The organism is Streptomyces sp. NPDC001889 (assembly GCF_053594535.1).
This window is the reverse complement of sequence record NZ_JBSFER010000019.1, coordinates 79,317-100,074: the sequence shown is the minus strand read 5'-3', so window position 1 is coordinate 100,074 and position 20,758 is coordinate 79,317. Positions and strand designations below refer to the sequence as shown.

15 protein-coding genes are annotated in these 20,758 nt (G+C 71.6%); 3 read left to right on the top strand and 12 right to left on the bottom strand.

Annotation, left to right across the window (positions count from 1 at the left end):
- Positions 1–4: 4 nt before the first annotated feature.
- The 6 genes from ACWCRA_RS22730 to ACWCRA_RS22705 all read right to left on the bottom strand — a co-directional run bounded on the left by ACWCRA_RS22730 (position 5) and on the right by ACWCRA_RS22705 (position 7,541).
- Entirely contained in the window at positions 5–631 is a 627-nt protein-coding gene (locus ACWCRA_RS22730) for a GTP-binding protein (RefSeq protein ID WP_351545276.1), read from the bottom strand.
- Positions 612–968 (bottom strand): DUF742 domain-containing protein, encoded by a 357-nt coding sequence (locus ACWCRA_RS22725; RefSeq protein WP_351545273.1) that lies wholly within the window; start codon positions 966–968, stop codon positions 612–614. Before ACWCRA_RS22725 ends, ACWCRA_RS22730 begins: the two co-directional genes overlap by 20 nt.
- Positions 965–1,381 (bottom strand): roadblock/LC7 domain-containing protein, encoded by a 417-nt coding sequence (locus ACWCRA_RS22720; protein WP_351545271.1) that lies wholly within the window; start codon positions 1,379–1,381, stop codon positions 965–967. Before ACWCRA_RS22720 ends, ACWCRA_RS22725 begins: the two co-directional genes overlap by 4 nt.
- Positions 1,378–2,817 (bottom strand): sensor histidine kinase, encoded by a 1,440-nt coding sequence (locus ACWCRA_RS22715; RefSeq protein WP_351545484.1) that lies wholly within the window; start codon positions 2,815–2,817, stop codon positions 1,378–1,380. The genes ACWCRA_RS22720 and ACWCRA_RS22715 overlap by 4 nt, the downstream gene beginning before the upstream one ends.
- A gap of 225 nt (positions 2,818–3,042) precedes the next feature.
- Positions 3,043–5,625, bottom strand: coding sequence for an aminopeptidase N (gene pepN, locus ACWCRA_RS22710; RefSeq protein WP_451068450.1), 2,583 nt, complete (start codon positions 5,623–5,625; stop codon positions 3,043–3,045).
- A gap of 887 nt (positions 5,626–6,512) precedes the next feature.
- A complete protein-coding gene (locus tag ACWCRA_RS22705; RefSeq protein ID WP_351545266.1) occupies positions 6,513–7,541 on the bottom strand; it encodes an aspartate-semialdehyde dehydrogenase in 1,029 nt (342 codons plus the stop codon).
- 198 nt (positions 7,542–7,739) lie between these two features.
- Between ACWCRA_RS22705 and ACWCRA_RS22700 the strand changes: the two genes are divergently transcribed.
- Both ACWCRA_RS22700 and ACWCRA_RS22695 read left to right on the top strand, forming a co-directional pair.
- Positions 7,740–8,282 carry a sigma-70 family RNA polymerase sigma factor gene (locus ACWCRA_RS22700; protein WP_451068449.1) on the top strand — a complete coding sequence of 181 codons (543 nt, stop codon included), beginning with the start codon at positions 7,740–7,742 and terminating at the stop codon, positions 8,280–8,282.
- 1 nt (position 8,283) lies between these two features.
- On the top strand, positions 8,284–8,940 hold the full coding sequence (locus ACWCRA_RS22695) for a hypothetical protein (RefSeq protein WP_351545261.1): 657 nt from the start codon (positions 8,284–8,286) through the stop codon (positions 8,938–8,940).
- A gap of 77 nt (positions 8,941–9,017) precedes the next feature.
- On the opposite strand, the gene ACWCRA_RS22690 is transcribed toward ACWCRA_RS22695, so the two are convergent.
- The 3 genes from ACWCRA_RS22690 to pepN (ACWCRA_RS22680) form a co-directional block, all read right to left on the bottom strand.
- A complete protein-coding gene (locus ACWCRA_RS22690) occupies positions 9,018–12,341 on the bottom strand; it encodes a S8 family serine peptidase (RefSeq protein ID WP_351545259.1) in 3,324 nt (1,107 codons plus the stop codon).
- A 216-nt stretch (positions 12,342–12,557) separates the two neighbouring features.
- Entirely contained in the window at positions 12,558–13,553 is a 996-nt protein-coding gene (locus ACWCRA_RS22685) for a hypothetical protein (RefSeq protein ID WP_451068448.1), read from the bottom strand.
- Between the two features lie 228 nt (positions 13,554–13,781).
- Positions 13,782–16,367, bottom strand: a complete 2,586-nt coding sequence (gene pepN, locus ACWCRA_RS22680; RefSeq protein WP_451068447.1) for an aminopeptidase N — start codon at positions 16,365–16,367, stop codon at positions 13,782–13,784.
- A 209-nt stretch (positions 16,368–16,576) separates the two neighbouring features.
- Here pepN (ACWCRA_RS22680) and ACWCRA_RS22675 point away from each other — a divergent pair, with 209 nt between their 5' ends.
- The gene (locus tag ACWCRA_RS22675; RefSeq protein WP_351545250.1) at positions 16,577–17,218 is read left to right on the top strand and encodes a mycothiol-dependent nitroreductase Rv2466c family protein; all 642 of its coding nucleotides are present in this window, start codon (positions 16,577–16,579) and stop codon (positions 17,216–17,218) included.
- Positions 17,219–17,385: 167 nt separating this feature from the next.
- Here ACWCRA_RS22675 and ACWCRA_RS22670 read toward each other — a convergent pair whose 3' ends face one another.
- The 3 genes from ACWCRA_RS22670 to ACWCRA_RS22660 form a co-directional block, all read right to left on the bottom strand.
- Entirely contained in the window at positions 17,386–18,021 is a 636-nt protein-coding gene (locus ACWCRA_RS22670; RefSeq protein WP_351545248.1) for a superoxide dismutase, read from the bottom strand.
- A gap of 139 nt (positions 18,022–18,160) precedes the next feature.
- Entirely contained in the window at positions 18,161–19,597 is a 1,437-nt protein-coding gene (locus ACWCRA_RS22665; protein ID WP_351545481.1) for an FGGY-family carbohydrate kinase, read from the bottom strand.
- An 87-nt stretch (positions 19,598–19,684) separates the two neighbouring features.
- On the bottom strand, positions 19,685–20,698 hold the full coding sequence (locus ACWCRA_RS22660) for a 2-hydroxyacid dehydrogenase (RefSeq protein ID WP_351545246.1): 1,014 nt from the start codon (positions 20,696–20,698) through the stop codon (positions 19,685–19,687).
- Positions 20,699–20,758 lie beyond the last annotated feature (60 nt).

Genomic DNA, 20,758 nt, shown 5'->3' with positions numbered 1-20,758 from the left:
GGCCCTAGGAGGCGGCGTCGGCGGTCACCGCGAGGTTCTGGAGGTAGCGCATCAGCGTCATCAGCACATCCCTGCTGGAGCCCCGGAGCCGGGCGTCGCAGTCGACGATCGGCACCGAGGCCGGCAGGTCGAGAGCCGTGCGGATCTCCTCGATCGGATACATCGGGGCTTCCGGGAAGGTGTTGATCGCGACGACGAACGGCACCCGGCGCTCCTCCAGCCGCCCGATGACATCGAAGCTGACCTCCAGCCGCCGGGTGTCCACCAGGACCACCGCGCCCAGCGCGCCCTCGAACAGCCCCCGCCACAGGAACCAGAACCGCTGCTGTCCCGGGGTGCCGAAGAGATAGAGCACCAGCTCGTCGTTGATGCTGATCCGGCCGAAGTCCATGGCGACGGTGGTGGAGGTCTTGTTGCGCTCCACACCGTGGGTGTCGTCGACACCCACCCCGGCCTGGGTCATCGTCTCCTCGGTGGTGAGCGGCTTGATCTCGCTCACCGAGCCGACAAGGGTCGTCTTGCCCACTCCGAAACCGCCCACGATGACCACCTTGACGGCGGCGGTGGCCGTCTCCGGCAGCACGTCCTCGCTGCGCGGGCCCACGGCCTGCTCAGAGCTTCTGAAGTCCATCGATCACTGCCTCAATCAAAGCGCGGTCGGGGAGTAGCGCGGGCTGGACCGGAGCGCGGGCCATCACCTGGCTGTCCAGCAGCAGATCGCTGAGCAGGACGGTGACCACACTCACCGGAAGACTCAAGTACGCGGAGATCTCGGCCACCGAGAGCGGCGACTGGCACAGCCGGATGATCGCGGCGTGTTCCGGCTGCATACCGTGCCGGGGGCCCGACTTGGCCACGATCAGGGTGACCAGGTCGAGCGTGGCCGGCACGGACGCCCCGCTGCGTCCGCCCGTAATGACATACAGCCGCTCGGGACTGCTCTCCTCCCAGTCCCCGGCATGGCTCACGCGGACTGCCTGTCCTGACGCGGCGGGCTGGACAGGTGCTCTCCGATCCGCAGTACGAGGTCGCGCATCCGCTGTCCCATCAGTCCGGCATCGACACCCTCGTCGGCGAGCACGGCCAGGAACGCGCCCGAGCCCGCCGCCATCAGGTAGAAGAAGCCACCGCTCATCTCGATGACGACGAGATGCATCCGGCCGTCGCTGCCCGGAAGCTCGGAGGCGACGGCACCCGCCAGGGACTGGAGGCCGGCGCAGGCAGCGGCCAGCCGGTCGGCGGTGTCGTTGTCCGCGCCGTACTGCGCCATCCGCAGCCCGTCCGCCGACAGCACGACCACATGTCTGGTCTGCGGTACGCCTTCTGCCAGGTCCTTGAGCATCCAGTCCATGTTGGTCTGGTTGGACTGCTGCTGAATCATGGCTGCGTACTCCCCTTGTTCGTCTGGGTTGCCTCACCGGCCAGGCCGTTCTGGAACGCCGTGAGCCACATACCGGGCTGTACCGCGGGGGCGGCGTCCGGCTGGGGCGTCGCGGCGGCAGCGGGCGCCGCGGTGGCGGGGGCCTTGCGGCGCCGCTGCGGCAGCCCGGTCGCCGTCCGTTCGGTGATCACCGGAAGTTCTTCGTCCGGCATGAGGTCCGTGATGGCGGGGCCGGTGGTCTGCCTGACCGGCTGCGCATCGGGCATCGGCACACCGCTGGGCCGGGGGCCGGACGCGGCGCCGATGCCGTGTGCCAGTCCGGTCGCCGACGCGACGGTGGTGATCAGTTCCTTGGGTACGACGAGGACCGCGCGCACTCCGCCGTACGCGGACGAACGCAGCGAGACCTGGAATCCGTAGGCCTGGGCGAGCCGGCCGACCACGGCCAGGCCGAGGCGGGGCGTCTCGCCCAGGTCGTTCACATCGATGCCCTGCTGGGCCTGGCGCAGCATGCGCTCGGCCCGCAGCCGGGCCTCCTCGCTCATGCTCACACCGCCGTCCTCGATCTCCACGGCGATGCCCGAGTTCACATCGACGGCGGTGAGATGGACCTTGGTCTGCGGCGGCGAGTAGCGGGTGGCGTTGTCGAGCAGTTCGGCGAGCGCGTGGATCAGCGGTTCGACGGCGGTGCCGACGACGGCGACCTCGGAGACCGAGTGCAGCTCGACGCGCTGGTAGTCGATGATCCGGGACATCGCGCCGCGCATCACGCTGTAGAGGGGTACGGCCCTGCTCCACTGGCGGCCCGGCCGCGCGCCGCCGAGCACGGCGATGGAGTCGGCGAGCCGGCCGATCAGCGCGGTGCCGTGGTCGATCCGGAGCAGATCGCCGAAGACCTCGGGGTTCTTGCCGTGCCGGTCCTCCATCTCCCGCAGCTGCTGGGCCTGCTGGTGGACGATGGCCTGCACCCGGCGGGCGATGTTCACAAAGGCGCGCTGGGCGGACTCGCGGAGGTCCTCCTCCCTGGCCACGGCGTCCAGCACGGAGCTGAGCACGGCCTGGTGCTCGCTGGAGGTGTGCAGCGAGTCGAGGATGTCCTCGGGGAACTCGCCCTTGCGCAGCCGCTCCACCACCTGGGGCAGCAGTTCGCGGACGAGCCGGGTGGTCTCGGCCTGCTCACGGGCGAGGGTGGCCTCGCGCTCGGCGAGCCGGGCGCTGAGCAGGGTCGCGCGACGGCCCCGGCGCACGGTCTCCGCGCAGGAGATGGCGATGGCGGTGACGGCGATGATGTCGACCCAGATCACGGCGGCCCGCGCGGAGCCGGAGACCGTGGCGGCCGCTCCGGCCGCGGCTACGGCGGTGACGACGACGGGCACGAGCCACACAAGGGAAGCCGCGGGCCGCGGAGTTTCGGTCGACGTGTCCTGTCGGACCATCAGCACCCTCAAACCATCGGAACGGGAATGATCATATGACGACAGTCGGGGAGCATATCTGTGTCCTGCAACGGCAGATGACGTCAGGTCATGAATTTGGCCAGATGTTGACGCTTGAGAACGGTGAAGGCGCCCAGGTCCTGGGACCTGGGCGCCTCAACGATGATTTTCAGCCAAGTTAGAAGCGGAGTCAGCGGTTTGGCGTCCCGCCGCCGCCCCGGCCCCTCAGGAGGCGGAGGCCGCGTCCGCCGCCTGCGCCCTCAGCGCCCGCTCCACACCCGAGCGCGACTCGGAGACCAGCCGGCGCAGCGCCGCCGTCGGCTCGGCCGACTCCAGCCAGGCGTCCGTGGCGTCCAGCGTCGCCCGCGAGACCTGGAACGAGGGGTAGAGCCCCACCACGATCTGCTGGGCCATCTCCGTGCTGCGCGACTCCCACACACCCTTGACCACCGCGAAGTACTTCTCGGTGTACGGGGCGAGCAGCTCGCGCTGGTCGCTCTGCACGAAGCCGCCGATGACGGCCTCCTGCTTGGCGTTGGGCAGGCTGTCGCCCTCCACGGCGAGCGCCCACGCCTCCGCCTTCGCCTCCGCGGACGGCCGGGCCGCGCGGGCGGTGGCCGCGTGCTGCTCGCCCGCCGCCGTGCGGTCCCGCTCGTACTCCGCCGCGATGCCGTCCTCGTCCAGCACCCCGGTCGCCGCCAGCCGCTCCACGAACGCCCAGCGCAGCTCGGTGTCGACGGCCAGGCCCTCGATCGAGTCCGCGCCGTCCAGCAGCGCCTGGAGCAGATCGAGCTGCTGCGGGGTGCGGGCGGTGGCCGCGAAGGCCCGCGCCCAGGCGAGCTGGTGGTCGCTGCCCGGCTCGGCGGCCCGCAGATGCGCCAGCGTCGCCTCCGTCCACTGGTTCAGGCCCGTCTCGCGCCACTCCGGCGCGGCGTACAGCTCGATCGCCGTCTTCACCTGGCGGTGCAGCGACTGCACGACACCGATGTCCGACTCCTTGCCGATGCCCGAGAGCACCAGCGACAGATAGTCCCGGGTGGCCAGCTCGCCGTCGCGGGTCATGTCCCACGCCGCCGACCAGCAGAGCGCGCGCGGCAGCGACGCGGTGAAGTCGCCCAGGTGCTCGGTGACCGCCTTCAGCGACTCCTCGTCCAGCCGGACCTTGGCGTACGAGAGATCGTCGTCGTTCAGCAGGACGATCAGCGGGCGCCGGGTGTTCGCGGGGAACGGCACATTGGTCAGCTCGCCGTCGACATCCAGCTCGATCCGGTCTGTCCGCACCAGCTTCCCGCTCGCCGGGTCGAGGTCGTAGCAGCCGACCGCGATCCGGTGCGGGCGCAGCGTCGGCTCGCCCTGGGCGCCCACGGGCAGCGCCGGGGCCTCCTGGCGGACCCGGAAGGAGGTGACGAAGCCCTCCGCCGAGACCTCGATCTCCGGGCGGAGCACATTGATACCGGCCGTCTGGAGCCACTTCTGCGACCAGGTCTTCAGATCGCGTCCCGAGGTCTCCTCAAGAGCGCCCAGCAGATCCGTCAGAACGGTGTTTCCGAAGGCGTGGGCCTTGAAATAGGACTGCACACCGCGGAAGAACTCGTCCTCGCCGACATAGGCCACGAGCTGCTTCAGCACGGAGGCACCCTTGGCATAGGTGATTCCGTCGAAGTTCACCAGGACATCGTCGATGTCCCGGATCTCCGCCATGATCGGGTGCGTGGAGGGGAGCTGGTCCTGGCGGTACGCCCAGGTCTTCATGGAATTCGCGAACGTGGTCCACGAATGGGGCCAGCGCGAACCCGGGGCGGCGGCCTGGCAGGCGATGGAGGTGTAGGTGGCGAACGATTCGTTCAGCCACAGATCGTTCCACCACTCCATGGTGACGAGGTCGCCGAACCACATGTGCGCCAGCTCGTGCAGGATGGTCTCGGCCCGCACCTCGTACGCCGCGTCCGTCACCTTCGACCGGAAGACGTACTGGTCACGGATGGTGACGGCGCCCGCGTTCTCCATCGCGCCCGCGTTGAACTCCGGCACGAAGAGCTGGTCGTACTTGGCGAACGGGTAGTCGTAGTCGAACTTCTCCTGGAACCAGTCGAAGCCCTGGCGGGTGACCTCGAAGATGGCGTCCGCGTCGAGATACTCGGCGAGGGAGGGACGGCAGTAGATGCCGAGCGGTACGGACTGGCCGTCCTTCTCGTACGCGCTGTGCACCGAGTGGTAGGGGCCGGCGATCAGGGCCGTGATGTAGGTGGAGATCCGGGGGGTCGGCTCGAAACGCCAGACACCGTCCGCGGGGGCCGGGGAGGGGGTCGGTGAATTGGAGATGACCGTCCAGCCCTCGGGGGCCCGCACCGTGAACCGGAAGGTGGCCTTGAGGTCGGGCTGCTCGAAATTCGCGAATACCCGGCGGGCGTCCGGGACCTCGAACTGCGTATAGAGATACGCCTGCTCGTCGACCGGGTCGACAAAGCGGTGCAGGCCCTCGCCGGTGTTGGTGTACGAGCAGTCGGCGACGACCTTCAGCTCGTTCGGGCCCTCGTGGAGATGGGGCAGCGCGATGCGCGAGTCGCGGAAGACGGCGGCGACGTCGAGGGACTTGCCGTTGAGGACGACCTCGTGGACGGCGGGGGCGACGAGGTCGATGAAGGTTTCGGCGTTCGCCTCGGCGGAGTCGAAGCGCACGGTGGTCACCGAGCGGTAGATGCCGCCGTCCTGGGCGCCGCTGAGGTCGAGGTCGACCTCGTACGCGTGGGTGGTGAGAAGGCGTGCGCGCTGCTGCGCCTCTTCGCGGGTCAGGTTCGTGCCAGGCACCCGGTCATCTCCTTTTTCGTGACGTTTGGCGTCATCCTTCCATGGGTGGGTGGGAAGCCCGAGCCCCGCATGCTGCGGGTCTTCCGCGACGCGTGGACCGTCGCCCCGGCCCCCGCGCGCCCCCGGGCTCCGCCCTGCCCCGCCGCCGCGTGAGGCACCCTTCACCCCTCCGGCCATCCCGGGGGTCAGGCCCCCGGCCCCGCCGGCGGGCCGATCCACGAACTCCAGCCCCTCCGGCCGTGCCGGGGCACAAGCTCCCAGCCTTGCCGACGTGCCGGGGCACAGGCTCCCAGCCTTGCCCGGGGCACAGGCCCCCGGCCCCGCCGGCGATTGAGGAGCACCACCCCAGCCCCGCCGGCGTTTGAGGCGCGGGGGTTCGGGGGCTGGCCCCCGACTGTGGCCCGCGGGGTGCGGGTTTCCTGTGGTGCGGGGTCCGTCCTCAAGCGCCGGACGGGCTGGGTTTGTGCGGGTTTCCTGTGGCACAGGGTCCGTCCTCAAGCGCCGGACGGGCTGGGTTTGTGCGGGTTTCCCGTGGTGCGGGGTCCGTCCTCAAGCGCCGGACGGGCTGGTCGAACCCAGCCTCGTCGGCGAGATGAGACGCAATCCAGCCCCGCCGGCGTTTGAGGCGCGGGGGTTCGGGGGCTGGCCCCTGACCGTGGCCCGCACGGTGCGGGGTCCTGTGGTGCGGGGTCCGTCCTCAAGCGCCGGACGGGCTGGGATCGCTCGGGTTTCCTGTGGCGCGGGGTCCGTCCTCAAGCGCCGGACGGGCTGGGTTTGTGCGGGTTTCCCGTGGTGCGGGGGCCGTCCTCAAGCGCTGGATGGGCTGGGGTTGCTCGGGGTGCCCGTGGCCCGTGGCCCCTGGCCCGGGGCCACGGTGGTCGCAGGGGTCAGGGGGTGAGTTCGGCTGCGACCAGTTCCGCGATCTGGATCGCGTTGAGCGCCGCACCCTTGCGGAGGTTGTCGTTCGAGAGGAAGAGCGCGAGACCGTGCTCAACGGTCTCGTCGACCCGGACGCGCCCCACATAGGACGCGTCCTTCCCCGCCGCCTGCAACGGCGTCGGAATCTCCGAGAGCTCCACCCCCGGAGCCCCGGCCAGCAGCTCATACGCCCGCTCCACCCCCAGCGGACGCTCGAAGCGCGCATTCACCTGGATCGAGTGCCCCGAGAACACCGGCACCCGCACACACGTCCCGGACACCTTCAGCTCCGGCAGCTCCAGGATCTTCCGGGACTCGTTGCGGAGCTTCTGCTCCTCGTCCGTCTCGAAGGACCCGTCGTCCACCAGGTTCCCCGCGAGCGGCAGCACATTGAAGGCGATCGTCCGCTGGTACACCCCCGGCTCGGGGAACTCCACGGCCTCCCCGTCGTGGGTCAGCTCCGTCGCGCGCTCCACCACACCCTTCACCTGGCCGTCCAGCTCCGCCACCCCGGCGAGCCCCGACCCGGAGACCGCCTGGTAGGTGGTGGCGACCAGCGCGGTCAGCCCCGCCTCCCGCGCCAGCGGCTTCAGCACGGGCATCGCGGCCATGGTGGTGCAGTTCGGGTTGGCGATGATCCCCTTGGGGCGGTCCTTGACCGCGTGCGGGTTGACCTCGGAGACCACCAGCGGCACCTCGGGGTCCAGCCGCCACGCGGAGGAGTTGTCGATCACGACGGCACCCTGCCCCGCGACCTTCTCCGCCAGCGCCCGCGAGGTCGCCCCGCCCGCCGAGAAGAGCACGATGTCCAGGCCGGTGTAGTCGGCGGCGGCGGCGTCCTCGACGGTGATCGGGGTGCCCTCCCAGTCGATCGTGGACCCGGCCGAGCGCGCAGAGGCGAACAGCCGCAGCTCGTCCACGGGGAACTTCCGCTCGGCGAGGATGCTGCGCATGACTGTGCCGACCTGACCGGTCGCTCCGACGATTCCGACCCTCACCGATGTCTCCTCTGTGCGTGTCCGCGTGATTTTACGGGGCTGAGTGCTGCCGCTCCCCATGATGCGTATGTCCTGGCCCGACTTGTCCAGTCCATTGTCCGAAGGGCGGACGCTGTGACGTAGGACATGCGATCCGGCCGGGGCGAACGGTTTCGCCCACCCCCGCGTCGTAGGGGAAACGCGACGTGGGGAGGCACCTTGCCGATCAGAGGACCCGGCCGAGCGCCGGGGGACGGGGGAGCGGACGATCCGCTCGACCCCGCGCAGATCTCCCGGGTGCGGGCCGTGCTCGCGCTCGGCGGCGTACCGCGCTCCGACCTCGCCGACGGTGTCCAGCAGATCCGGCTGCGGCTGCTGGAGCGCCGGGCCGACGGCCGGGAGCCCCCTCGGGACGTGGGCGCCTGGGCCGCCGTGGTCGCCTCGCACCTCGCCGCCGACTGGCACCGCACCCGCACCAGACACCGCAGGACCGGCGCCCGGCTCGCCCAGCTGAGGGTGTGGAGCCCGCAGGCCCCGGACGGCCCGGAGGCTCGGCTGCTGGCGCTCACCGTCGCCGACGGTCTCGACGCCCTGCCCCCGCTCCAGCGCCAGGTGCTGGTGCTGGTGCTGCGGTTCTACGCGGATCTCACCGTCCCCCGGATCGCCCGGGAGCTGGGGGTGCCCGAGGGCACGGTCAAGAGCCGGCTGCACGCGGCGGCGAAATCGATGCGGGCCCGGCTCCATGTGGACGAGGTGGTGTGACATGCCGACGACCGGTGATGACGGATACGGCGACGACGACCGGGCGCTGATGGCGGTCCTCCTCGGGGAGCCCGCGCCGGAGGGCCCCGGGGCCGGGGCGGCGTACCGCCGTGCCGCCCGCGACATGGACACCCTGGCCGGGCAGCTCCGTGTGCTGGGCCACGAGCTGTCCTGGGACCCGGGCCACCACCCCGTGCCCCCGCCGGAGCCCCCGGCCCGGCGGCGCGGGCGGGCGGTCCTGGCACTGGTGGCCTCGGTGGCGGTGCTCGCCGGGCTCGCGGCGGCCTGGCTCTCCCCCGGGCCCGGCGCGGCCGGGCCCGAGGCGGAGTCCAAGCCCGTGGTCTGCTCCCGGCTGATCGCGGAGGGCACCGTGGCCCGGACCGAGCCGGACGGCGACCGCCTCCGGGTCGTCCTGGCCGTGGACCGCTATCTCGTCCCCGGGCACGGACCCCGGGAGAGGGCCTTCACCGTGGAGCGCGCCGAGGCCGCCCGGTACGCGGACGGGAGCCGGCTGCTCGTCCACCTCTTCCGGGTGCGGGGCGGGCGGGAGGAGGAGGTCGCCGTCTACCGGGGAGCGGAGATCGACCGGGTCGAGGAGCTGCTGCCGGTCCCCGCCGGACCGGGGGACGGCGACGGCCGCTGCGGCACCCCGGAGTGAGACAGCCGCGGCACCCCGGAGTGAGACAGCGGAAAGGGGGCGCCCGGCCCGCGGACGCCCCCTTCACCTCACCGCTGTTACGGCGTGACCTTCTCGATCACGACGCTGCCCGCGCCCGCGGCGGTGCCGCGCGCGTTGACCAGCCGGGCCTCGCCGAAGAACTGGCGCCCCTCGGGAGCCGCACCGGCCACCACGACCTCCGCGCGCGCCTGCGCGGAGGCTCCGTGCGCCAGCTCGACACTGCTCGCCGGGTCCACCTTCAGCTGACCGAGCGACGGCGCGAAGAACACATCGCGGTAGCCGTACTCCGTCGTCCCGGACGGGACCGAGTAGCCGTCGACCACGATGGTGTACGTGCCGGCCGCCGGCTTCGTGAGGCTGACAGCCTCCTCGGAGTCGCCGTCCGCGGCCTGCCCGACCAGGGTGGTGCCCCGGTAGACGGCCAGGTCCAGGTCCGCCTGGGCGTCCGAGACCCCGCCGATCGCGACATCGAGCCGCTCGACGCCCTCGCCGAGGGTGACGGTCGTCTCCCGCGACTCACCGTTCGCGATCACCGGACGGGCGACCTTCGCCGAGCCCAGCGAACCGCCCTCCAGCTTGCCCTTCACCGCGGCACCGCGGTTGGTGACCGTCCACTCGACCGGGGCCGGCGTGCCGACCTTCGCCTCGGCGAGCTTCTGCGGCTCCGGGGCGAAGTCCGCGCCCAGCACCGTGACGTCCAGCTGGTAGGGGTTGTCCAGCAGCGGCGAGGTGCGCCGCGACTCGACCTCGATCTCCCAGACACCCGGCTGCGGGTTGGCGTACGACCGCAGGTCCGGACGGCAGGTGTTCGAGGGGCTGTTGTAGTTCGGGTAGCAGTAGATCGTGGCGCTGTCCTCCATCTGCACCCCGTACGGGTGGATGGAGATGAACCGCGTCTGGCTGCCCTGCGCGAGTCCGCCGAGCGCGACCTCCAGGGTCTTCGCCCCGGCGGGCACGGTCACGAAGTACGACCTGTGGCTGTTGCGCTGCACCGACGAGGAGTCCGAGAGGGTGTGTCCGGCCCTGGCCAGCTCGTCGGAGACCACCACGGTCGACAGGATCTGCTTGTCGACGCCCTCGGTGCGCGGGTCGTCCGCCTCCAGGATGGCGCTGTGCACGCCGTCCGTCTTCGGCCGCGCCTGCACGGTGACGGTGACCGGCTGGTTCAGCGGCAGCCGCACCCGGTCGCCGCCGAGCAGACGGAACGTGTTGCCGGTGTTGTACTTCCACTCCAGGTTGTGCCAGCGGGCGCCCTCGGGGCCGCTGGTCCTGGTGACGGTGATGTCGTACGTCTTCGCCTGGCCGGCCTTCAGCCCGCCCTCGCGGTCGTAGAGACCGGTGCCGAAGCCCGGGGTCTTCAGCGCGAAGTCGATCGAGGTGTCGACCGGGGCCTTGACGGTGTACTCGTGGGCGGTGGCGCCGTTCCGCACCGACTCCCACGCGTCCACCACGTCGATCATGCCGGCGCCCTGCTCGTGCGCCTTCACGCCGGGGATCTTGTTGGCGGTGCTGGTGACCGCGGTGCGCAGCTTCGCCGGGGTCAGCTCGATCCCGCGCTGCTTGGCGGCCGACAGCAGCAGCGCGCTCGCGCCCGCCACCTGCGGCGAGGACATCGAGGTGCCCTGGAGCATCGAGTAGCCGGGCGGCAGCGCGTACCCGGCCTCGGCGACCGGACCGCCGGCCTGCCAGGTCTGGGTGGTCTGGATCGCCGCGCCGGGGCCGGTGATGGTCGGCGTGAAGCCGCCGTCCTCACGGGGGCCGCGGGAGGAGAACGGCATCATCGCGTTCTTCTTGGTGACCTCGGAGCCGTAGTTGGCGGCCCAGGTCTCCTTGGTGATCGAGGCGCCGACGGAGATCGCCTTGTCGGCCACGCCGGGGTCGCCGATGGTGTTGACGCCCGGACCGTCGTTGCCGGCCGAGATGACCAGCTGGACGCCGTAGAGGTCGATCAGCCGGTTGTACATCAGGGCACGGGTGTTGTTGCCGTCGTTGAGCGCCGGCAGACCGCCGATGGAGATGTTGACGATGTCGACACCGCGGTCGATGACCAGATCGGCCAGACCCTCGGTCATCGCGATGTTGGTGCAGCCGCCGGTCCAGGAGCAGGCGCGCGAGGAGACCAGCTTGGCGCCGGGCGCCGCGCCGTTCATCTTGCCGCCGAAGAGGCCGTTGGCGGCGGTGATGCCGCCGACGTGCGAGCCGTGCGAGCCCTCGATGACACCGATGCCCACGAAGTCGGCCGTCGCGCCCGCCGGATTGTACACGACGTCCTCGCGGACCTCGATCACGAACGGGATGCGCTCGGCGACCGGGGTGGCCGGGTTGTCCTTGCCGAAGTACCCGATCTGGAAGCCGTTGCGGTACGGCTTCATCACCGTGTCGTTGGTGAAGTCGGCGTCGTCGTTCAGGTCGACCCGGACCGTGCGGGTCTCCGTGTCGTAGAGCAGCGCCCAGCGGTCGGTGGTGTCGCCGTCGCGGTTGAGGTCACCGGCCATGTCGCCGCCGAGGGTGGCGTTCTCGGAGAAGACGCTGAACCGGTACGAGCCCGCGGGGGCCGTGTACGCGCGCCCCGCCTCGGTGAACGCCGGGCCCGTGACGCCCTTGTCCATCCGGCGCCAGGTGCCGTCCCGGTCCTGGACCGGGTCGGTCGCCGTCACCCAGTCGACGATCTTGCGCTCGCCGGTGGTGGTCTTCTGGAGCGCCGGGTGCGAGACGTCGACACCGGAGTCCAGGATGCCGATGGTCACCCCGCGGCCGTCGTACTTGGGGTTCTCCTTGACGAACTGGACCGCGCCCGTCTCGAAGGAGGGGTTGTACGGGTTGACCGCCGGGGTGTTCTTGTCCGGGGCCGGGTAGGAGCGGGCCTGCTTGCCCGCCGCGCGGCCCGGCTTCGCGGAGCCGGCGCCGGGCGCCGGGTCCTCCAGCTTCACCTCGTGCTTGAGGTCGATGCCCTGGACGCTGGAGAGCTTGGCGGCGGCCTTCAGCGTCCCCTCCGCCTTCGCGGTGGGGATCGTGGCCCGCACATAGCCGATTCTGTCGATGGTCTTGCCGACCATCGTGCCCTCGACGGCTCTGAGCTGCCGGACCACCGTCTCGGTGGCGCCGGGGGCGGTGGCGACCATGACGGTGACGGTCTTCTCGCCGGTGGCCTGGGCCTCGGCGAGCAGTTCCTCATCGGCCGAGCCGAGCTTCTCGGAGGCCGGCGCCGCCTTGACGGGCGGGCTCACCGAGGGGTCGTCGGCCGGGGTGGCGGCGAACACCGGTACGGTGCCCGCGGCCACCAGTGCGGTCACCATCGAGGCCGCGGCCGCGATGCGGGCCGCGCGTCTGCGCCCTGGCACGGAGCGCCCGGATATGGAGCTCTGGGAATCGGGGGTCATCAGCATCCCTGGTTGTGAAAGAGACGTTTCGCTGTGATGAGACGTCAGTCCGGATTTCGGTGCCGGATGACCGCTCAGCCTCTCCTACGGGAGCGGGTTTTGTGGAGAGCTGACGGAGGCCTGATGTGGTCATGGCATAAATCCGCCACCGTGGAGGACGTGCCAACGGGAGCAAACCCTCAGCAATCCCCCGCCGGACGCGGCCCGGTGGCCGGATCAGCGCGGCAGCACCACCACATACGCCGCGGGCTCCCGCTCGGACGCCGTCATCAGCGCCGTCCGCACCACCATCGCCTGCTGCTCGGCCGACTCCCGCAGCCCCTGCGGCGTCAGATGGACGACGGTGATCCCCAGCCGCTCCAGATGCTCCCGCTTGCGGACGCACTCCGACCAGGCCGCGTCCCGGTCGCGGCGCGGGGTACGGGTGTTCAGCTCGACCGCCACCGCGTGGTCCGGCCAGTAGGCGTCCACCGCGCCCAGCAGCGGACCCCCCGGAATCCGCAGATCCACATTCCACAGCGGGTCCGGCAGCCCCTCGCCGTCCACCATCGCGTACAGCCGCTCCTCGGCCAGCGCCCGCCCCTCCGCGAGCAGCGAGTCCACGGCCTCCACCACATGGGGACGGTCCAGCAGCCGGGAGCGGTTCAGCTCCGCGACCACCGCGCCGGGCTCGCAGTGCCCGCGCCGCACGGCCTCGGCGAGCAGCGGCCGTACCGCGCCCGTGTCACCGAGCCGGGCGACCGCGTCCGCGAGGGCCCGGGCGACGGGCGCGACCGGCAGCCCGGTGATCTCCTGCGCCTCCGGCATCTCCTGCGCCCGCACGATCCGGGCGTAGCCGGCGGACCGCAGCCGCCGGGACCGGGGCACCAGGACATCGATGTGCTCCAGATCGAGCAGCGGAGGCGCCGAGTCGAACTGGTGCAGCGCGAGCGCGGCGAGCCCGGTGATCACGGCCTCGCCGCACGGGGGAGTGGTGCCGCCCTGCGACGCGGCCGGCCGCACCGCGTACAGCAGCGCGCCGTGCAGCCGCTCCTCGCTGGTGGCGGTGGAGCGGTGCGGCAGATACACCCCCGGAAGCAGCGCCTGCCAGGGGCCCTTGGGCCGGGCGCGGGCGGCGGCCTGGGCGGGCGAGATGCCCTCGGAGCGGAGCTGGACGGCGGTCAGCACACGGGGGAGGGTCAGCGGCGGCGCGGTGCGGGTGTCGTGTCTCATGCACGGGGCATGCCCACGGCTCACCGTGCGGCTAACCTCCGTGACGGACCCGTCGGCCGGCCGTGACGGCTCCGCCCCGAACTCCCCAGGCCCACGGGCCGGTCGGGGTGTTCAAACGCTTTCCCGGGCGTACCTCCGCCCGGGTGGACGGCTCCCGTCAAACCTCCCGGGGCGCAACGATCGGGCCCCGCCCCGCCCGGTGCGGGACCGCACCGGGCGGGGGCCGGTTCAGGCAGCGGAACCGGCGTCGCGGACCTGGCCGCGCAGGGCGCGGGCGAGGTCGTCGCGGGCCTCCAGGACCAGCCGCCGCAGCGCCGGAGCGGCCAGGGGGCGCTCCGCCAGCCAGGCGTCGGCCGCCGTGAGCGCGGGCTCGCCCTGGAGCGAGGGGAAGAGCCCCGACACCACGTCCATGCCGATCTGGATGGACCGCTCGGACCAGACCCGCTCGATCGCCGCGAAGTACCGCTCGGTGTACGGGGCCAGCAGCTCCCGCTGCCCCGTCTGGACGAAGCCCGCGATGGTGGCGCCGGCCAGCGCGTTGGAGAGCGCGTCGGACTCCACCACCCGCGCCCACGCCCGTTCCTTGACCTCCGCGCTCGGGCGCGCGGCGAGCGCGCGCAGCTGGTGGCGCCGGCCCGACGCGGTGTCGTCGCGGGCCAGTTCGTCCGCGATCACCTTCTCGTCGGCGGCCCCGTGCGAGGCCAGCGGCTCCAGGAAGGCCCAGCGCAGCTCCTGGTCCACCTCCAGACCGTCGATCTTCGCGGTGCCCCGGAGCAGTCCGTCGAGCAGCTGGAGGTCGGCCTCCGACGCGGCGACGGAGGCGAAGAACCGCGCCCAGGTCAGCTGGTGCTGACCGGCGGGATCGGCCAGCCGCAGCTCCCGCAGCGCGCCCTCGGCGAGCAGCCGCCCGCCCTCCGCGCGCCATCCGGGCGCCGCGTAGTGCGCCAGCGCGGTGGCCGCCCAGGCGTGCAGCATCTGGAGTACGCCGATGTCGGACTCCCGCCCGGCGAACCGGAGCACCAGACCGATGAAGTCCCGGGCGGGCATCAGCGCGTCCCGGGTCATGTTCCACAGCGCCGACCAGCACAGCGCCCGCGCCAGCGGGTCGGTGAGTGTGCCCAGGGAGGACCGCAGGGTCTCCAGCGACACCTCGTCGAAGCGGATCTTGCAGTAGGTCAGGTCGTCGTCGTTGACCAGCACCAGCGCCGGGCGCTCGGCCCCGGCCAGCTCCTCCACCACGGTCCGCGCGCCGGTGACGTCCAGCTCGGCGCGCGCGTACCGCACCAGCTCCGTGCCCTCGTGCCGGTAGAGCCCGACGGCCACCCGGTGGGGGCGGAGCCGCTCGCCGTCCTGGACGACCGCCAGCTCGGTGATCCGGCCGGCGGCGTCATGGATGATCTCGGGGGTGAGCGCGTTGACGCCCGCCGTCTGGAGCCAGGACCGCGACCAGGCGGCCATGTCCCGCCCGGAGGTCTCCTCCAGCACCGAGAGCAGATCGCCGAGCCGGGTGTTGCCGTACGCGTGCCGCTGGAAGTAGCGCCGCGCGCCCTCCAGGAACGCCTCCTCGCCCGCGTAGGCGACGAGCTGCTTCAGCACACTGGCGCCCTTGGCGTAGGTGATGCCGTCGAAGTTCAGCTTGGCGTCCTCCAGATCACGGATGTCGGCCGTGACCGGGTGGGTGGAGGGCAGCTGGTCGGCGCGGTACGCCCAGGCCTTGCGGTTGTTGGCGAAGGTGACCCAGCCGTTGGTGAAGCGGGTCGCGCCGACCATCGCGTACGAGCCCATGAAGTCGGCGAAGGACTCCTTCAGCCACAGGTCGTCCCACCACACCATGGTGACGAGGTCGCCGAACCACATGTGCGCCATCTCGTGCAGGATGACATTGGCCCGGCGCTCGTAGGAGGCCCGGGTGACATTGCCCCGGAAGACGAACTCCTCGCGGAAGGTCACACACCCCGGGTTCTCCATGGCGCCGATGTTGTACTCGGGGACGAACGCCTGGTCGTACTTGCCGAAGGGGTACGGGTAGCCGAACCGCTCGTGGAAGAAGTCCAGGCCCTGCTTGGTGACGAGGAAGATGTCGTCCGCGTCGAAATGCCGGGCGAGCCCCTTGCGGCACATCGCGCCGAGCGGGATCTCCAGCTCGGTCCCGTCGTCGAGGCTCCGCCGGTAGACATCCGTCTCATAGTGGTACGGACCGGCCACGACAGCCGTGATGTACGTGGAGATCGGCCGGGTCACGGCGAACCGCCAGACCCCGTCCGCCGCCCGCTCGCCCGCGCCGTTGCTCCAGACGGTCCACTCCTCCGGAGCGGTCACCTCGAACCGGAAGGGCGCCTTCAGATCGGGCTGCTCGAAGTTGGCGAAGACCCGGCGGGCGTCGGCCGGCTCGTACTGCGTGTAGAGGTAGACCTCGCCGTCCTCCGGGTCGACGAAACGGTGCAGCCCCTCACCCGTCCGGCTGTAGGCGCACTGCGCGTCCACGACCAGGACGTTCTCCTCGGCGAGCGAGTCCAGCGCGATACGCGAACCGTCGAAGACCTCGTCCGGGTCCAGCCGCTCGCCGTTCAGGGTCACCGCCGTCACGGCGGGGGCGAGCAGATCGGCGAAGGACGAGGCGCCCGGCCGCGCACAGCGGAACCGGATCGTCGTCACCGAGCGGAAGGTCCGGACCCCGGGGTCCGTCGCGCCCTCCTCCTTCCCGGGGCCGTCCCCGACCGCGGAACGCACATCGAGGGCCACCTCGTACCCGTCGACGGACAGCAGCTCCGCCCGCTGACGGGCCTCGTCACGGGACAGATTCTCACCGGGCAAGGGAGCACTCCTTCATGTCTCGTACATGTGTAGGTCGAACGCGGTCCGGCACGGCCTGGTGGTCGATGACCGTCATGGGCAGTGACAAACGCCCCGATACTCCCATGAGCTTCCTCCGAGGGGTATCCGGGGAATCGACCGGCCCCCCGCCGCGTTGTCACGCTGAGACGTGGGCCACACACCCTGACGCGGATTCCCTGAGGAGAGAGATGTCGGAGAACGGCAAGACCCCGGTGGACTTCTGGTTCGACCCCCTGTGCCCCTGGGCGTGGATGACCTCCCGCTGGGTCCTGGAGGTCGAGAAGGTCCGTGACATCGAGGTCCGCTGGCATGTGATGAGCCTCGCCGTGCTCAACGAGGACAAGCTCGACGAGCTGCCCGAGAAGTACCGCGAGGGGCTCAAGGACGCGTGGGGCCCGGTCCGGGTCGCCATCGCCGCGGAGCAGGAGCACGGCGGCGAGGTCCTGGGCCCGCTCTACACCGCCCTCGGCACCCGCTTCCACAACCAGGAGGAGGGCCCGACCCGCGAGGCGGTCGCCGGCGCGCTGGCCGATGCCGGCCTGCCCGCCGACCTGATCGAGCACATGGAGAAGGACACCTACGACACCCGGCTGCGCGCCTCCCACCAGGAGGGCATCGACAAGGTCGGCCAGGAGGTCGGCACGCCCGTCATCGCCGTCCCGGGCGCGGACGGCGAGCAGATCGCCTTCTTCGGCCCGGTCGTGACCCCCGCCCCCCAGGGCGAGGCGGCGGCCCGCCTCTGGGACGGCACCCTGCTGGTGGCCTCCGTCCCCGGTTTCTACGAGATCAAGCGCACCCGGACGAAGGGCCCGGACTTCTCCAACCTCTGACCCCGGCCCCCGCCGGCAATTCCGTACGGCATTCTGTTCCGGCACGGAGAAGGGCCCCCGCGAGTCACGTCCTCGCGGGGGCCCCTCTTTTTCATCCGCCCGCACGTGAAGGCTGAGAAGACGATCACGAGCAGGACGACTGTGCGCCGTTCAGAACCTCACACGGTTCAGGGCGTGATGAGCGGAGTGCGCTCCTTGGCCTCGGCGTAGCGCTTGGCCACGTCCTGCCAGTTCACGACCTGCCACATGGCGTCGATGAAGTCGACCTTCTGGTTCTTGTACTGGAGGTAGAACGCGTGCTCCCAGGCGTCGAAGACCAGGATCGGCACCGAGCCCTGGCCGACATTGCCCTGGTGGTCGTAGACCTGCTCGACGATCAGGCGCCGGCTGACCGGCTCGTACGCGAGCACGCCCCACCCCGAGCCCTGCGTGGTCGCGGAGGCCTTGGTGAGCTGCGCCTTGAACTTGGCGAAGGAACCGAACGACTCGGCGATGGCGTCCGCCAGCTCGCCCGTGCCGTCCTTGTCCAGCGGCTCGCCGCCGCCGTCACCGGTCATGTTGTGCCAGTAGATGCTGTGGAGGATATGGCCGGAGAGGTGGAACGCGAGGTTCTTCTCCAGCCCGTTGATCGAACCCCACTGCTCCTTGTCGCGGGCCTCCGCGAGCTGCTCCAGCGTGTCGTTCGCCCCCTTGACATAGGCGGCGTGGTGCTTGTCGTGGTGCAGCTCGATGATCTGCGGATTGATGACCGGTTCGAGCTCGGCGTAGTCATACGGCAGATCAGGAAGTGTGTAGATGGCCATTGTTGTCCGGTCCCTCCGACTGCTTATTGCACATCTTATGCAAGTGCACGTTAGCAGCAGAAGACCGCGCGGAGTGATCAGGCATTGGTCCTAGGACCGGCGCGCCGCTCCCTCGGCAATTCGGTGTACGAGCCCCTTGTCACGGGCCCGTCGCGGGCGGGTTCCCCCGCGCTCTCGCCCGCGCCGCCGCCAGCCGTTCCCGGTGGTCGCGGTAGACCCCGCAGTAGAAGGCGGCCCGCTCCGGATCGGGCTCCACCACCGCCGTCGGAGCCGTCCAGGCGGCGGTGTCCAGCGCCACCCCGAACCGCTCGGCCGCCGCGAGCACCGCGCCGCGCGCCCCCACCTCGCCCTCCACGATCCGCAGCGGTCTGCCCAGCACATCCGCGAACAGCCGCATCCACGCGGGCGACCGGGTGCCGCCGCCGCAGATCGCCAGGGAGCCCGTCAGACCGGCCGCCTCCAGACAGTGCCGGGCCGCGAAGCCGATGCCCTCGCAGGTGGCCCGGATCAGATCGGCCGGGGTCGACTCCAGCGACACCCCGGTCAGCTCGGCGCGCAGCCGGGGCTCCACGAAGGGCGCCCGCTCACCGGACGAGGCGAAGTAGGGCAGCACCCGCACACCGTGCGCGCCCGGCGGGGTGGCCGCGAGGATGCCGTCCACCTCCTCGTGCGCCACCACCGTCGTCCGCAGCACCCAGTCCAGCGCCGCCGTGCCCACCATCGCGGGCATCGCCCGCAGCCAGTGCCCCGCCCGGTCCGTGGAGATGTGCAGCCCGGCCGGCTCACCCTCCAGATCGAGCGCGTCGACCGCGACCAGCGAGGCCAGACAGGTGCCGACGATCAGCAGTCCGTCGCCCGGCGCGGTGACCCCGGCGCCCAGCGCCGAGGCCGGGAGGTCGTACGGGCCGTTCGCGATCCGCGCCCCGCCCGCGAGGGCCGTCCGCCCGACCGCGATCGGGTCGCTGACCGGGGGCAGCAGCCCGCGCCGGTGGCCGATGCCCAGCTCCCGCAGCACCTCGTCCGCGTACGAGCGCGCCCGCGGGTCCAGAAACGGCATCGACGCGTCCGACACATCCGTCGCCGCCGGGCCGCCCGTCAGCCGCTGGAAGACCATGTCCTTGCAGTAGACGGCCGCCGACGCCGCGTCCAGGACGGCGGGCTCGTGCCGCTCCAGCCAGGCCAGCACCGGCCCCGGGCAGCCCGGGAACATCGCGCTCCCGGTGCGCCGGAACACCGACTCCACCACGCCCGACTCCTGCCAGGCGTCGACGAGTCCGCTCGCCCGCCCGTCCATCCAGGAGATCGCCGCCCGCACGGGACGGCCCTCGCCGTCCACCAGCCAGACACCGTCCCCCTGCCCGGTGAGACCGATCAGCTCGACGGGGCCCGGGACGGCCGCCGCCAGCGCCGTGAGCACCTCCGTCACCGCGCCGAACACCTGGTCCATGTCCTGCTCGGCCCGGCCCTCGCGCAGTGACAGCGAGACCTGGCGGGTCTCGACGCCCAGCGGGCGGCCCCGTTCGTCGAAGGCCGCCGCCTTCACCGCCGAGGTCCCCGCGTCGATCCCGATGTACACCGCCACCGTCAGCTCTCCTCCTCACACGCGGCGCGATCGCCCGCGACGCACCGTCGTACCGGGCCGGGGCGGCCCGCCCCACCGGGCTCACCCCAGGGCGTGGGCCGGCGGCTCGCCCCGGACATAGCGGGCCACCTCGGCCGCCGTGATCTCCGCCGCCTTGCGCGCCACGGCCCGGCTCGCCCCCGCCACATGCGGGGTCAGCACCACATTCGGCGTCGACAGCAGCCGGGAGCCCGCCCGCAGCGGCTCGTCCTCATAGGTGTCCAGCGCCGCCGCCGCCACCTGCCCGCTGTCCAGCGCGTCGCAGAGCGCCTCCGTGTCCAGCAGCCCGCCGCGCGCCGCGTTCACCACCACCGCGCCCGGCGGCAGCAGCGCCAGCTCCCGCGCCCCGATCAGCCCCCGGGTCTCGGGCGTCAGCCGCGCGTGCAGGGTCAGCACCCGGGAGCGCGCCAGCAGCGCGTCCAGCGACCGGGCCCGCATCCCGTGCACATCGCCGCGCACATACGGGTCGAACACCTCCACCTCCGCCCCGAAGGCGCTCAGCACCCGCGCGACCCGGCTGCCCACCGCGCCGTAGCCCACCAGGCCCACGGGGGTGTCCTCCAGTTCGAGGCCGCTGTGCTCATAGGTGTAGAACGAGCCGTCCCACTCGCCCTCCACGGCGAGCGAGTGGTGCGCCCCCGGGATGCGGCGCAGCGCGCTCAGCATCAGACCGATGGTGAACTCCGCCGTCGACGCCGCGTTGCGGCCCGGCGCGAAACACACCCGGACGCCCCGGGCGCGCGCCGCCTCCGCGTTGACATTGACCGGACCGCCCCGGCACACCGCGATCATCCGCAGCGACGGCGCGGCGCTCAGCACGCGCTCGGTGAAGGGGGCCATCTGGGTGACACAGACCTCGACACCGTCCAGCGCCTTGATCAGCTCGTCCTCGGAGTCGCTCGCCTCCGCCACCTCGGCGACCGGCCCGAACGGCTCCAGCGGCCAGGGGAGGGTCAGCTCGGCCAGCTCGTACGGTGTGCCGGACAGGGTGCGGCGCAGGGCCTCCGCGATCAGGTCGTTCCGTACGAAGTGATCGCCGGCAGCCAGAACTCTCATGCGGTTCCTCCGTGATCGTCGACATCGGCGCCCCGGCCGGAACGCCGTCGCTCCTCGGCC